Source organism: Nesiotobacter zosterae, assembly GCF_033843645.1.
Classification (GTDB): domain Bacteria; phylum Pseudomonadota; class Alphaproteobacteria; order Rhizobiales; family Stappiaceae; genus Pseudovibrio; species Pseudovibrio zosterae.
The window spans coordinates 1-14135 of the sequence record NZ_JAWXVZ010000004.1 but is presented as its reverse complement, the minus strand read 5'-3'; the positions used below and the strand labels follow the sequence as shown (position 1 = coordinate 14135).

Below are 14135 nucleotides of genomic sequence, written 5' to 3'. Positions count from 1 at the left end.
AACGCAGCTCTCAGTTGCTGCATACGTTTCCAGTTTGATCTCATTAATGATGAAAAGCGTAGACCAATAAACAACATAAGAGCTCACCAATGGAACTCGTTTGGTTTAAACGCGACCTTCGTGTTGACGATCACGCCCCTCTGTTCAATGCTGCGCAAAGAGGCCCTGTTTTGCCGGTCTACATTGTTGAGCCGGAGCTGTGGGCGCAGCCTGATGCGTCAGCCCGGCAGTGGGCCTTTGTGACGGAATGCCTTGAAGACCTGGACACTTCTCTGCGCAATCTCGGCCAGCCGTTGCTGGTCCAGTTCGGAGATGTTGTGGAGGTATTCACCAAGCTCCAACGCACTTATCAGTTCGAACGGTTGTGGTCTCACGAGGAGACGGGGAATGGCTGGAGCTATGCGCGCGACAAGAAGGTCTCCGCATGGTGCAAAGCGCGCAACATACCATGGTATCAGCTGCCACAGTTCGGTGTGATCCGTGGTTTGAAAGACCGTAGCGGGTGGTCCCGGCGTTGGGATCGAGTTATGGGCGAGCCGGCTGCGCCAGCACCCAAGGCCTTGGCTCCTGTGTCAATTGACGGGTCATCTTTGCCGAGAGCGCAGTCACTGGGGCTCGTGAGCGATCCTTGCCAAGGTCGGCAGATTGGGGGCAGGGTGCAGGGCCTTCGCATTTTGAACTCGTTCTTGTTCGAGCGCGCCGGTCCTTACAGGAAAGCCATGTCCAGCCCTTTGACCGCGGAAAACAGTTGTTCTCGGCTTTCGACTTACCTTGCCTACGGCTGCATATCCATGCGCGAGGTCGCTCAGGCAACATGGAACCGCCAACTTGAGCTAAAGCAGATGACACAGGCGCCTGAGGGTTGGCGAGGGGCGCTTGCCTCGTTCTCAGGACGACTGCATTGGCATTGCCATTTCATGCAGAAGCTCGAAGATGCGCCCTCGATCGAGACAAGAAATCTACATCGCGCCTACAATGGCCTCCGCACCGCGGAAAATGTAGAGCTGTTAAAGGCTTGGCAGAAGGGTGAAACCGGATTTCCCTTTGTTGATGCATGCATGCGCTATCTGCGAGTTACAGGATGGATGAACTTCCGAATGCGTGCCATGCTTATGGCGTTCGCCTCGTATCACCTGTGGTTGGATTGGCGGCAGCCCGGGCTCCATCTTGCCCGCCAGTTTGTCGATTACGAACCGGGCATACATTGGCCGCAGGTTCAAATGCAGTCCGGCACAACAGGCATCAACACCATTCGCATCTACAATCCCGTCAAGCAGGGCTATGATCAAGATCCCTCCGGAGCCTTTGTGCGTAGGTGGATCCCTGAACTGCGGGAGGTGCCTGACAATTTTTTGCAGGAGCCCTGGAAGTGGGAGGGCGCGGGACAAGTCCTTGATAAATCCTATCCGTTGCCCATTGTTGACCACATGACGGCAGCAAAGGAAGCGCGGCAAAAGCTATGGGCGGTCCGTAAAGGTGAGCCCTTCCGGTCACAGGCTAACGCCATACAGCAGAAACATGGCAGTCGCCGGAGCGGCATCGCACAGATCAACCGTCGCACTACCAAGGCAGCCAATTCCAAGAAGAACCAGATGAGCTTTCCCTTCGACTGATTGGCTACGTCAGCGTTTGCAGAAAAGCGTCGGCGCTGTCGATGTATTCTTTTCGCTTGGCGTCAGACATTCTGTTCCATGTGCTGTAGATTTGCGCGATGCGTGGATTTTTGGCCAAATGCTTTTCGTTGCGAGAGAGGAAGTGCCAGTACAGGGCATTCATTGGGCATGCGTCTGGGCCGGTTTTCTTCTTCACATTGTAGGTGCAGCTGTCGCAGTAGTTGGACATTTTTGCCACGTAGTTTCCGCTCGCCGCATACGGTTTTGATGCAAAAATGCCTCCATCCGCAAACTGGCTCATGCCCAAGGTATTGGGAAGCTCAACCCACTCATAGGCGTCTGCGTAAACTGCCAAATACCATTCGTGGATTTGTTTCGGTGCAACGCCCACTAGCATTGCGAAATTTCCCGTGAGCATCAGGCGTTGAATGTGATGGGCGTAGGCGTGTTGAAGTGTTTGGCCAATGGCTTCCTTGAGACACAGCATTTGCGTGTCGGCGGTCCAATAAAAGGCCGGTAGGTCGCGTTGCGCATCAAGGGCATTGAGTTCGATATACTCTGGCATTTTGAGCCAATAAATGCCTCTGATAAACTCCCGCCACCCAATGATTTGCCGAATGAAGCCTTCAACAGCATTCAAAGGGGCTCGGCCTTTCTTGTAGGCTTCCTCGGCTCTCCTGCAAAGCTGAAGCGGGTCTAGGAGGCCACAATTGATATAGGGCGACAGGACTGAGTGATAGAGGAAGGGTTGTCCTACCAACATTGCATCTTGGTAATCGCCATAGAATGGGAGGGCCTGCTCAAAGAAGTAATCCGCTGCTTGTTCCGCTTGCTCTCTTGTCGTGCCCAGCCAAAACGGGAAGAGTTCGCCAACGTGATCGGCAAACTCTTTTTCACATAAGGCAAGCACTTCTTTTGTGATGCTGTCTGGCTCGAACTGTGGCGGGTTTGGCATGAACAGGTCGTCGGCCGCGGGTTTGCGGTTCTCCTGATCATAGTTCCATTGGCCTCCCTCGGGTTGATCACCGTCCATGAGCAACCCTGTCTTGCGGCGCATGTCGCGATAGAAGTACTCCATACGCAGTTGCTTGCGGCCCTTGGACCATTGCCAGAACTCAGCGTGGCTGCATAGAAACCGGTCATCGGGCAGCATTTCCAAAGGGCAGGCGAGATCAGGTTTAAGAGCCTCAAACTCTTGCTTGAGGCGCCATTCACCAGGTTCTGTCATGAAAACGCGATCCACGTTCCAACGTTTTGCAGCGCGCGCGATTTCTGAACACAGGGTGCCTGAGTTGCCCGAGGCGCCGTATTCTATGTAGTCCACTCGCCAGCCATCTGCTTCCAGCGCCTGCGCGTGGTGGCGCATCGCGCTGAACAGGAATGCAATCTTTTTCTTGTGATGCTTTACGTAGGAAGCTTCAGCGGCCACCTCCGCCATCAGGACAACGGTGTCAGCGCGTTCCACGTCCTTGAGGCTAGACAGAGACATCGAGAGCTGATCGCCCAGAACAACAACAAGATTGGTGGAAGCCATGCACATTGCCTTTGATTGATTGCGTTGACCCCAAGGATAGGGCGGGATTGAAATTTGTCTTCCGCTCAATACCAATGGGCAAGGATAGGCCGATCCAAGACGAGGCACCTGCGGAGTTGATCTCTCGCTTCCTGGCAGGCGTAACATACTGGTCAATAATCAAAGAAGTGAGGAAACGGCATGGAACGGATCGTCATCGTCGGTGCTTCAGGTGGGATTGGTCGGGGCTTGGTGGAGGAGAGTGTTCGGCGTTACCCATCCGCGAAAGTCATCGCGTTATCTCGCCAGCCCAGCGGCATTGATCAGCCAAACGTCGTCCCTGGGCAATTGGATATCACAGAGGAGGCATCCATTATCTCGGCTGCCAAAACAATTCCGGATGGTGGCGTTGATCGGGTTATCGTCGCCACGGGGATGCTCCATGATGACCATTCCATGCCTGAGAAAAGTTGGCGTGATCTGACAGCAGAAAATATGGCGAAGATCTACGCGGTGAACTCAATTGGCCCCGCATTGGTTCTCAAGCACTTTTTGCCGTTGCTGCACCGGCGGCAAAGGGCACAGTTTGCCGCAATCTCGGCACGTGTTGGCAGCATATCCGATAATCACCTCGGCGGTTGGTACTCTTATAGGGCTTCAAAAGCTGCTTTGAACATGATCTTGAAATCTGCAAGCATCGAATACGAGCGCAAGAACTCAGAGGGCATGGTCGTCGGCTTGCATCCTGGAACCGTGGATACAGGACTTTCGAAGCCATTTCAGGGAAACGTACCCGAAGACAAACTGTTTTCTGCCAACCACTCCGCGCAATGCCTGTTGGCCGTGCTTGATCAGATGACAGCTGCAGACACAGGCAAGTGTTTTGCTTGGGATGGAAAGGAGATACCGGCCTGAGTGCTGCCCAGATATATCGCGATTTGCGCAGCTGCCCTTATGGAAAACTACCGCGAAACCATTTAGAAAATTCTGATTGGATCAACGCGGATTACGCCACATGTTCTCGCCTCACGCAGCTGCGCGCCATATCAGAGTTTTCTTCATAGATCTTGATGGGACGCTGGTTAACTCCGAAGGGGCGATATCCTTGCGAAGTAGAGAGGCCCTCAAGACCGCTCAAAGCTTGGGTTATTCGGTTGTGCTGGCGACAGGTCGGCCAGCAAATGTTGTAGAGGCGCTCTGCGAGGAGTTGGAGTTGGTTGGGCCGTATATTGCCCTTAATGGCGGTGTGCGGGGTGACACGGTGACCGGGGAAATCACTCTTTCCGGGCGTTTTGAGGAACAAGCTGCTCTTGCGCTTTGCGACTATCTCTGTCGTCACGACGTGCTTATGACCATTCATGATGCCAAAGGGTGGTGCGCGGCTGAGGACAACGAGCGCACCCGAAAGCGCGTGGAGTTCTTAAATCAAGAGCCCCGTCAGATCGGCTATGTGCCTAAGCAACTGGATGAGGCCATCAAGGTTATGGCCATTGGCGGTGATGAGACTCTCAATGCTTTGGCTTCAGGGCTTCCCTCTGAAATAGCAGAGCATATTGACTGCTTCCGAACGACTGACACCTATCTGGAGTTTGTTCCCAAGGGCTTGAACAAGGCTCGGGCAGCTGAGGCCTTGCTCTACTCCATGCGCCTAAATTGGTCGCACGCAGCCGCGTTTGGGGACAGTGGAAATGACCGCACCCTTCTGGAAAGTGTGAACTATTCGTTTGCTATGGCAAATGCTCGCGAAGACATCGCAAAAGTAGCGCTGTATCAGGCACCTTCAAATGACGAAGATGGGGTTGCAGCCATCATAGAGCAGCTGATTGAAACTCTGTAGCGCCTTAAGCTTGGCGTTCCTGAGCAGCTAGCCCTATCTTGTGGAGCGGCGAATAGTGCCAAAGATAGCGCGCTGTCACGTAGATGATCACCAGCGTGGCAATATAAAGCTCGACGGTTGCAATCCATCGTACCTGCTCCACGTACTCAAGGCTTAGGCCCTGAGATTGCATGTAGTTTGCTACCTTGAACATCGCAGTTGCCCCGATCACGAGCGGGAAGGTGTAGGCAGCATAGGCCGGGGAGAAGGATAGCCGCAGCAAGCGCCCTGAGGCCATGTAGATGAGCATGGTCATCAACACGGCGATGCCTCCGAGCAGACCAACAATCACTGGTGAAGGGTCCGGGGTCATGGTGAGGTACCCCGCCAGGCACAGGCTGGCTGGTGCCGCCAGGATTGCCAGTGTTGGCTTCGCCGCGTCTGGTACTTTGCAGTGAAAGATCAGCCTGTGCATCATGATCGGCAACATGACCGCATAGCTGGCCATTCCAAATACAAGTAAGGCATTGGCAAATGGGCGTAGAGCCTCAACTTCAGGAAAGGCCACATTGGCCACGACAATTCCAACCGGAGGCACAAACCAACTGGGGACCATGTGCAGGAAATGGAACTGTTTTGTTCGGTGAAAGATGAAACCTGCAAGAAAACAAAGGTGAAGCACAACGGCGAACAGCCAAATCCCTGAGCCCAGCATGACTGAGTAATCTCCAACCGACTTTGAGAGTATCATGCTGGTCATGGCAAATGTTGGGACAACACTGCCAACTACTGGGTGCTTCAGGTCATCAAGCAAAGATCTTGGGACAATCAAGAACTTCAGAGCTAGTGCCAAGAGCATGGCGCCGCCGATGGCTGCACTCAAGTGCTGAAGCTGCCCGTGGAAAGCGCCCATATTCTCCCAAGACCATCCAAGGCTTGCGATACCGAGGGCAAGGCCGGCCATTGGGGTTGGAATAGCTGTCAGTTTAGTTTTGAGGGCGGATTTGTTCATGGTCGCTCGGCTCTGAAGGGGCGGTCCAATCATTTGGGCCTTGGGTTTATGAATATCCTTTCCTTTCTGTTTTGAATATTTGAAACTTCAAAAACACCTGTTCGATAAATTGGAACATGTTAAACTCTGTTCCCATGACGGTGACCTTGAAGCAAATCAAAGTCTTTCTTGCCGTGGCACAGGAGCAATCTGTTACCTCTGCTGCGGAACGGCTTCATCTCTCCAAGCCCGCGGTAAGTACGGCGCTTTCGGAGATGGAGCGCCTCCTCGACAAGAGGTTGTTCGATCGGTTGAACAACAGACTTCACCTAAATGCGCAAGGCCGTCGGTTGTTGCCACTCGCCTCTGAGCTTCTCGTTCGTTCCGAGGAGATTGAAGGGCTTTTGAGTGATGTGGATCCGTTGGCTGGCGCGCTGAGCATTGGTGGCAGTCACACGATCGGCAATCACGTGCTGCCGTATTTGCTCGGCCATTTCAGAGCCGAAACCGGACACAAAAAGCAGACCTTGGAGATTGCCAATACCTCTCAGATCGTGACCATGTTGCTGGGGTTCGAGCTGGATTTGGCTTTTGTTGAGGGGCGCGTTGACGAGCCGGATCTCGTTCTTGAACCTTGGCATGAAGATGAGATGGTGGTGCTGTGTGCTCCGGATAGTCCCCTCAATTCAAAGCGCATCAAAGACTTTAGCGAACTTAACGCCTCAGATTGGTTGCTCCGAGAACCCGGCTCTGGAACTCGAGAGTTCTTCCTGCAAAATCTTGCGCCGAAAATGCCCAAGTGGCACTGCTCGTTTGAGTTGAATAGCCATGAGGCAATTATCAATGCGGTCACCGCAAATCTTGGATATGCGTGCTTGTCCAAGCTATCAACGTCTCATGCGCTGGAAGAGGGGCGTGTTGGCCAAATCCATGTGCCGGGAGAAATGCATCGGCAGTATTGGCTGCTGTATCATCAACAGAAGTACATGGGCTCGCTTCAGAGTTTGTTTCTCGACTTTTCCCGAAATTGGTCCTTTGAGATCCAGGGGTTGCTTCGCTGATGCCGGACTCCGGTGCTTTTGAGCTGGGAAAACCTGCGGATTTTCTGAAGCACAAGGGCATCCTACTCTCCTTCCCCAATCAGGGGGCGGATCATGGCGAAAGTAGCGGTAATTGGATCGGGCGTCTGGGCTTACCGCCACGAAATTTCTCAGATCACGGGCTTGGATCCAGTCTATCTTCGCAGAACGCAGAAACCCCCCGCGGGTGTGGTCGCCGTAGTGGGATGGGGCAACAAGCCTGCCATCAACGATCCGCGCCTTTATGCCAAGAATAATGGTCTTAGGTATCTGGCAATCGAAGACGGCTTTCTTCGTTCCATCTACCCTGGGCCCACATCGCCATCGGCTTCCCTGTTCTATGACGATTTGGGCATTTACTACGACACACAGCAGGCAACGCGTCTCGACAAGCTTATAGCGAGCAGGGTAGATGCTCACGGCGATACACTTGGTGCTCAAGTTATTGAAACCCTGAAGTCTTTGGGGCTCTCAAAGTACAACAGTTTTGAAAGGGACCTCCATCCGGCGTCTATCTTGTCGTTTAATACTGAGAACGCTGTTTTGTGTGTTGATCAAACCTTTGGCGATATGTCCATTTCGGGTGCTCAAGCGAGCGAGGGCCGCTTTGCGGAAATGCTGGCATATGTGCTGGAGGCCTACCCCAGTCGCCCCGTCATCGTCAAAACGCATCCAGATGTAATGTCGGGCCGAAAGAAGGGCTGTATTCCCGATAAGCTGTTGCGAGACACGCGTGTGCAGCTGTTGCAGGAAAGCGTAAACCCATGGCTGCTCTTTGATGTCGCCACTGAAGTACACTGCGTTTCCAGCCAGTTGGGTTTTGAGGCGTTGATGGCTGGAGCGTCAGTTCACTGTTGGGGCGCACCATTTTACGCAGGGCGCGGACTTACTCACGATCACATCTCCATGCCAGAGCGGCTAGCATGCTCTTTAACTGACATGGTGGCTGCGGTTTATTGGGACTACGCATTCTATTTTGATGCATGGAGCCGCACCAAAATCGATTTCTTCCGGGCCGCCGACCAAATGAACTACCTGAGACAACACATGCCGCGTCAAGTTCCCAGGTTTCAGCAGATCATGCCAAGGGAACTCAATTTTTTTCTGCACAAACTTCTGGTACTTCCCAACAAGCCGCTGGTGACGCGCTCCGTTAGAAGTGCCGAGCGATGAGGTCGTTCAAGAAATCGGGAATAGCGCGCGCGTCGATTTCGGATTCTCGCACCAACGTGTCGAAGTGGTGAGAGAGTGTGCGTACGCGTTCGCTCTCGCGGAAAATCAGATAGCTCTGACCAATGTAAACCACTGCCAGCAGCGGACCAAAAACGGTTATAGGGGCGCTGTAGATGTGCTTGGCGTCGAACAGAAATACACGGAGTGCGGGAAACAGCTCATCGTAGACATCCAAAATCGTTTCCAGTTGCTTGCGGCGAATGTCGGCGGGGAGCCCCTGATAGTAGCCTTGGCCCGCCGCGAAGTTTTCAATCTCGTGGAGTGGGACTGCAATCTCGTAGTCGGATCCCCGACCTTTCAAAAGGTCAAGCCGTTCTTCATAGGCGGCAATGACCTCCTTTGGAGATCCCTTGAAATGAGTGGCGTATTCCCAGCGCAGGACGCCGCGGGTCTTTAGCATATCCGGTAGGGTGGCGGGCACATGTCGGATTTTGTAGCCCGTCGCCTCTTGGTGCCAGTTGAAGATCTCCTCGTCAGCGGCGGCTCTGGCGGCCCTCGTCATGGAAAACGAGGTGCGGAGCAAATCGCCTGCCTGTTCGGGCTTGTCAGTGAGACCTAAGAGCCAATCGGCGCTAACATTGAGTGCTGCAGCACATTCCCCAACCACATGAGCGTTTGGAAGGCGCGCGTCCTCACTGTTGACTACCTGTGAAATTGTGGAGCGCTCCACGCCAATTTGCCGTGCCAGTGCACTCTGACTCATTTTTGCAGCTTCTAATGCTTGCAGCAGGCGCACACGAAAGCGAGCAGCTCTCTCACGTTTGTCCATTTTATTAGTCATAGTTTATTTTATTGCTCATATGATAATAATTGTAAATAATATAATGCCTTCCTGAACATCGGGTTTCAGGTGTATAGACTGCGTAAGCCTATGGAATCATGGAGTAAAAATGGACACGCAGTTTAGAACGATTGTTAAAGCCTGTTTTTGGCAAATCACGGGTCTGGTCGTCATGATGATTGTTGGGTTCTTGTTTACGGGCTCTTACTGGACTGGGGGGCTGATGGCTCTGGTGAACGCCGGGTTGGGCTTTATGATTTACTTCATTTATGAGCGCATTTGGGCCAAGATCGATTGGGGGCGCGTAGAACATCAGGGGTAAGGCAGCAGTACGAGCTGCCTGTACTCAGGCTTCAAACAGGTTAAGTTTGAGCTCTTCAGCGATGGATTTGACGGCGGCCTGCCCGCGTACGCTGTTCCCATTCGCATCCAGAGGGGGAGAGAAACCAGCAATCGCAAGTTTGCCTGGTGCAACCGCCAGGATGCCTCCGCCGACACCGCTTTTTCCCGGCAGGCCGACGGTGTAAGCGAAATCACCCGATGCTGTGTAGAGGCCTTCCATCATCATCTCCGCCAAAATATGCCGCACATTTTCAGCTCCAATCACTTGCTTTCCTGTGATTGGGTTCTTCCCCTTGTTGGCCAGAGTAGCCCCCATCACCGCCAGATCAGTGGTTGAGATCAGGGTAGAGCACTGGCGGGTATAGATGTCGAGCGCCTCAATCGGATCTGAATAGCATGTGCCAGCGGAGTAAAGCAGCCATGCGATGGCACGGTTATGGAAGTTGGTTGTTTGTTCGGACTGGTTGATCTCGCTTGATAGCACCAGATCACGCCCTGCAAAGGCGGACTGCGTGGCGAGAATTTTTTGCCAACGCTCATCCGGTGTCTTTCCGCTGACTAGGCTGGCAGTAGAAATTGCGCCAGCATTGACCAGAGGAGACATGGGTTTGCCCTTAGCAAGTTCGAGAGCCATGACCGAGTTGAATGGCATGCCGGTGGGGTTCGCACCCACCTTGGCTCTGAGGGCTGGAGAGCCGACTTGATCCATGACGAGCGCGAGCGTGAAGACTTTGGATATGGACTCGATAGCAAACTGGTATTGACTGTCTCCTGCTGCGAAGGTGTTCCCGTCCACTGTCACGATGGTGACGGCAATCAAGTTGGGGTCAACAGAAGCCAAATAGGGGATGTAGCTGGCATTGCTTCCGCCTGAACACTTTAAAGCCACAGAGAACCCGGTATGAACAGCAGCTTGCAGCTGTTTTGCGGTGTAGGGTAGGGGCATCTCACTTGCCCTTCGCTTGCGGCTCTGCAGGGCGTTGCCATGTAAATGGTTCTAAAGTGTCTTCGTCGATTGCCGTCTTCCAGCTTGGTTTGCGCAAAGCGTAAATGATGAAAGGTATCGCAACAAAAACAATGTTTCCCAAAGCCAACAAGCCGACCCAGGCAACAGGGCTGCCGACGGCTATTTGGGCGGGGGGCAGGAAGCTGAGACCGTAGGCAAGAAGCGCTCCGGCCAAGCCAATGCCTCCAATCACCACCATGCCAATGGTGCCACCAGGCACTTTATATGGGCGCGGCAAATTAGGGCTGCGAAAGCGCAGGTAGATGGCTGCTGTGAACATCAGCACATACATGATCAGATAGAGCATGATTGTGAGCTGGGAGAGGATTTGGTAGGCGGCCTGAACGCTCGGAAGAACCACAAACAGCAGCACGAGTAGTGTTACGACGCCGCCTTGAATGAGCAAGATGTTGATCTGAATGCCGTTCTTGTTGGTTTTCTGCATGAACGGGGGCAGGTAACCAGCGTGTCCAACGGAAAGGAGGCCGCGGCTTGGTCCGCCAATCCAGGTGGAGACGCCTGCCAGCACGCCGATGGCGAGCGCTATAGCCATGACTGGCGCCAGAAAACCCAGACCAAAAGCATTAAAATAGTCGAAGTAAGCGACGAGAAGGCTTTGGGTGAGGTTGATTTCGCTCCGGGGAATGATGAAGCCGATCGCCATGGTGCCGAGGACGAACAGCGCTACAGTAATGGCCGAGGAGAGGAAAATTGCACGGGGATAGTTGCGAGAGGGATTGTCAATCTCGCGCACGTGTACGGCATTCATTTCCATGCCTGCGTAGAACAGGAAAATGCTTGAGGCCAAAACCAAATTGTTGAGTTGGGTCAGGTCGGGGATAAGCTCGGCCTTATTAATTGGCATCTGAATGGGTTTGCCCAAAAGCACCCAGAGTATGCCGAACAGGATAATGATAGCGCCGGGTATGATCGTTCCAATCAACGCGCCGTACTTGGAGAGCTTGGCTCCAGCTGCAACGCCGCGCAGGTTCACCAGTGTCGCCCCCCAGTAGATGATCAGGCAGGTGGCAAGCACATAGAACTTGTTGGCGGATAACGCTTGGTCCCATGTCTGGTCGGGTCCAATGAATGCCAATGAGACCGCTGCAAAGGTCAGCACGGTTGGAAACCAGATGGTACTCTCGATCCAGAGCAACCAGATTGCCAGAAAGCCGATATGCGGGCCAAAGGCTTCGCCGACCCAGCGGAAAATGCCGCCCTTTTGCGGAAGAGTTGAAGCCAGCTCTGCAGCAACCAGAGAAACAGGTATGAGGAAAAATACGGCGGCAAACAAATAATAGAAGATTGATCCGAGGCCGTACTCAGCCTCGGCTGGAAGCCCTCTAAGGCTGACAACAGCAGCAACGTTCATTATGGCGAGTGTGAACACTGAGAGCTTAACCGTTTGAGCAACGCTCTTGGTGGTCTCCTTGCTCGCTGTTACTTCCGTCATGGCTGGTCCTACCTCGCCGCGGCCATTAGTTGTGCTTGTATGCGCCGCGTTCTTGCTCCGTCATCGGCACGGCTACAGGGTGGCTTTCGAAATGCTTGATCGTGCGTTTCATGTCCTCGAGCAACAGCGCGGCCAGATCTCGGCTGACACCTTGGCGGATCATGATGCGGATCACGTCGGTGTCTTGAACATTTGCAGGCAGCTTGAAGGCTGGCACCTGCCATCCGCGCTCTAACAACTTCGCGCTCAGGTCATAGAGAGAGTAGGGCAGGGTGGCACCGTCGCGCACCTTGAAGCAGGCGGCGGGAATACCTTGTTGTGGATCCCCGGCATTGATGAACTCGAAGGGGCCGAGCCGTTCGATCTGTTCGGCGAGCCACTGTGTCGTATCGTAGCAAGCCATTTGAATGCGGCGATAACCCTCTCGGCCAAGCCGGTTGAGGAGATAGTACTGCGAGATGACTTGGCCAGCGGGGCGGGAGAAGTTGATGGCTAGAGTTCCAACTTGTCCACCCAGATAAGGGACCGAAAAAATCAGGTCTTCGGAGAGTTCTTTTTCGTCGCGCCAGATGATCCATCCTACGCCCAGTGGGGCCAGACCGTACTTGTGGCCGGAGGTGCTGATGGATTTGACCCGGGGCAAACGGAAGTCCCACTTAATGTCGGGGGCGCAGAAGGGGGCAAGAAAGCCGCCGGAGGCCGCATCCACATGAATGTCGATATTGATGCCGGTTTCATTTTCATAGGCATCAAGAGCGTTGGAGAGCGGCTCGACAAACTCATACTGACCGGTGTAGGTGACGCCGAAGGTCGGGACAACGCAAATTGTGTTCTCATCAATAGCAGAAAGCATGCTTTCTGCAGTCATGTGACAGGCGTCCGGCTGCATGGGCAGCTCGCGCAGTTCAATGTCCCAGTATTTACAGAATTTGTGCCAACAAACTTGTACCGGACCACAAACAAGGTTTGGCCTGTCTGTTGGTTTTCCAGCCTTTTTCTGGCGGGCGCGCCAGCGCCATTTGGCAGCAAGGCCGCCGAGCATGCAGGCTTCTGATGAGCCGACCGTAGAGGTTCCAACGGTGACTGTTGCCTCGGGAGAGTTCCAGAGATCAGCCAGCATGTGGACACAGCGCATTTCCAGCTCTGCAGTTTGCGGATATTCGCTCTTGTCGATCATGTTGCGATCGATGGCCATGTCCATGATGCGGTGAACTTCATCCTCCTCCCAGGTTTGGCAAAAGGTCGCAAGGTTCTGCCTTGGGTTGCCGTCCAGATAAAGCTCATCAAGAACTACCTGCATAATTTCGCGGGCGTTGTGTTCGTTCTCTGGAAACTTGTATTTGGGCAATGGCTTGTTGACATCGCGTCCCGCAAAAACGCTATCCAGTAGCGAGTAACGTAGTTCGTCTCGTTTGTTAACCGTCATTGCCCACCGTCCTTCTTGTTCTCGGGCGCATAACACCAGCAGTACCGTTGGGCGTTCACTTCGGGTTTTCAGAGATATGGTCTGCCAGAGCCTTTCGCAGATCCTCTTCCTTTGAATGGTCGAGGGACGTTTGCATGATGACGCCGCCTGTGCCTTCAAGCCCTGCCAGAACCTTGTCCATGGTAATCTTGTTGATGAGGACAAAGAGCGCTGCGTTCCCTGGCTGCAGGCTGTCTGCGACATCCTTCATGAACTTGTCATTGATACCGAAGTCGCTCAGTGCGCCTGCGAGTGCTCCTGAAGCCGCGCCCACTGCAACACCTGCAAGGGGCACCATGAATATAACGCCGATTAGAAGCCCCCATAGACTGCCGGTTGCAGCCCCTGCGGCTGTTGTACTGAAGATCTGGTGAAGCTTTATGTGGCCATCGTGTTTCTTCTCAGCGATCACGGCATCGCCCATCTGAATGAGGTATTCCTTTTGAAATGAGAACAGCTTGTTGCGCACATCCTCGGCTTGTTCGAGGGATGGATAGGCGATAACAATCAGGTTTGACATTGTTTGAAACTCACTGTTTTTCAGTGCTTGTGTTTTTCTTGGAAACTACACCTATGGCGGGTGGCGGTTGTAGCTCCGCTCTAGCGATAGGGCATTGGTGTCGCTGCGTCAATTGTGTGCCGCCAGTGTAGTTAAGCGATCCTGAGTTGTTTCCATTCCCAGCTGCAAGATAAAAAAAGCCGCTCTCAGATGAGGGCGGCTTCAGACTGCTGACAAAGTGATTGAAAGTCCTCGCTTTATGCGGGGACTTTTGATTCAATGGGGTATGTTGAAGAAACCCTCCCCCCAGCAGACCGCTTTTGAGATGGTCAGTCTCGAGAGTT

Annotated in this window: 13 protein-coding genes; 6 read left to right on the top strand and 7 right to left on the bottom strand. The window is 53.5% G+C overall.

Features of this window, described 5'->3' with window-relative positions:
* Window positions 1-89 precede the first annotated feature (89 nt).
* The gene (locus Q3Y58_RS06630) at window positions 90-1613 is read left to right on the top strand and encodes a cryptochrome/deoxyribodipyrimidine photo-lyase family protein (protein ID WP_319621590.1); all 1524 of its coding nucleotides are present in this window, start codon (window positions 90-92) and stop codon (window positions 1611-1613) included.
* 4 nt (window positions 1614-1617) lie between these two features.
* Here the strand turns inward: Q3Y58_RS06630 and Q3Y58_RS06625 are convergent, their stop codons facing one another.
* Complete coding sequence (locus Q3Y58_RS06625; protein WP_319621589.1) at window positions 1618-3147, bottom strand: cryptochrome/photolyase family protein; 1530 nt, start codon at window positions 3145-3147, stop codon at window positions 1618-1620.
* Between the two features lie 180 nt (window positions 3148-3327).
* Here Q3Y58_RS06625 and Q3Y58_RS06620 point away from each other — a divergent pair, with 180 nt between their 5' ends.
* On the top strand, window positions 3328-4041 hold the full coding sequence (locus tag Q3Y58_RS06620; protein WP_319621587.1) for an SDR family NAD(P)-dependent oxidoreductase: 714 nt from the start codon (window positions 3328-3330) through the stop codon (window positions 4039-4041).
* 100 nt (window positions 4042-4141) lie between these two features.
* Window positions 4142-4963 (top strand): Cof-type HAD-IIB family hydrolase, encoded by an 822-nt coding sequence (locus Q3Y58_RS06615; protein WP_319621585.1) that lies wholly within the window; start codon window positions 4142-4144, stop codon window positions 4961-4963.
* Window positions 4964-4967: 4 nt separating this feature from the next.
* Here Q3Y58_RS06615 and Q3Y58_RS06610 read toward each other — a convergent pair whose 3' ends face one another.
* Entirely contained in the window at window positions 4968-5954 is a 987-nt protein-coding gene (locus Q3Y58_RS06610) for a TDT family transporter (protein WP_319621584.1), read from the bottom strand.
* A 116-nt stretch (window positions 5955-6070) separates the two neighbouring features.
* Here Q3Y58_RS06610 and Q3Y58_RS06605 point away from each other — a divergent pair, with 116 nt between their 5' ends.
* Window positions 6071-6994: a LysR substrate-binding domain-containing protein gene (locus Q3Y58_RS06605; RefSeq protein ID WP_319621583.1), complete on the top strand. Its 924-nt coding sequence runs from the start codon at window positions 6071-6073 to the stop codon at window positions 6992-6994.
* A 93-nt stretch (window positions 6995-7087) separates the two neighbouring features.
* On the top strand, window positions 7088-8185 hold the full coding sequence (locus Q3Y58_RS06600) for a capsular polysaccharide export protein, LipB/KpsS family (protein WP_319621581.1): 1098 nt from the start codon (window positions 7088-7090) through the stop codon (window positions 8183-8185).
* Here the strand turns inward: Q3Y58_RS06600 and Q3Y58_RS06595 are convergent.
* Window positions 8166-9014: a helix-turn-helix domain-containing protein gene (locus Q3Y58_RS06595; RefSeq protein ID WP_319621580.1), complete on the bottom strand. Its 849-nt coding sequence runs from the start codon at window positions 9012-9014 to the stop codon at window positions 8166-8168. The two genes, Q3Y58_RS06600 and Q3Y58_RS06595, sit on opposite strands and share 20 nt — an antisense overlap.
* 121 nt (window positions 9015-9135) lie before the next feature.
* Here Q3Y58_RS06595 and Q3Y58_RS06590 point away from each other — a divergent pair, with 121 nt between their 5' ends.
* A complete protein-coding gene (locus Q3Y58_RS06590) occupies window positions 9136-9348 on the top strand; it encodes a DUF2061 domain-containing protein (protein WP_274219211.1) in 213 nt (70 codons plus the stop codon).
* Between the two features lie 24 nt (window positions 9349-9372).
* On the opposite strand, the gene glsA is transcribed toward Q3Y58_RS06590, so the two are convergent.
* From glsA to Q3Y58_RS06570, 4 genes are read right to left on the bottom strand one after another with little or no spacing between them, the layout of a single operon-like run.
* On the bottom strand, window positions 9373-10314 hold the full coding sequence (gene glsA, locus Q3Y58_RS06585; RefSeq protein ID WP_319621579.1) for a glutaminase A: 942 nt from the start codon (window positions 10312-10314) through the stop codon (window positions 9373-9375).
* Between the two features lies 1 nt (window position 10315).
* Window positions 10316-11827, bottom strand: coding sequence for a putative glutamine/gamma-aminobutyrate antiporter GadC (gadC, locus tag Q3Y58_RS06580; RefSeq protein WP_319621578.1), 1512 nt, complete (start codon window positions 11825-11827; stop codon window positions 10316-10318).
* A gap of 25 nt (window positions 11828-11852) precedes the next feature.
* The gene (locus Q3Y58_RS06575; protein ID WP_319621577.1) at window positions 11853-13253 is read right to left on the bottom strand and encodes a glutamate decarboxylase; all 1401 of its coding nucleotides are present in this window, start codon (window positions 13251-13253) and stop codon (window positions 11853-11855) included.
* Between the two features lie 55 nt (window positions 13254-13308).
* Entirely contained in the window at window positions 13309-13812 is a 504-nt protein-coding gene (locus tag Q3Y58_RS06570) for a DUF1269 domain-containing protein (RefSeq protein WP_274219215.1), read from the bottom strand.
* Window positions 13813-14135 lie beyond the last annotated feature (323 nt).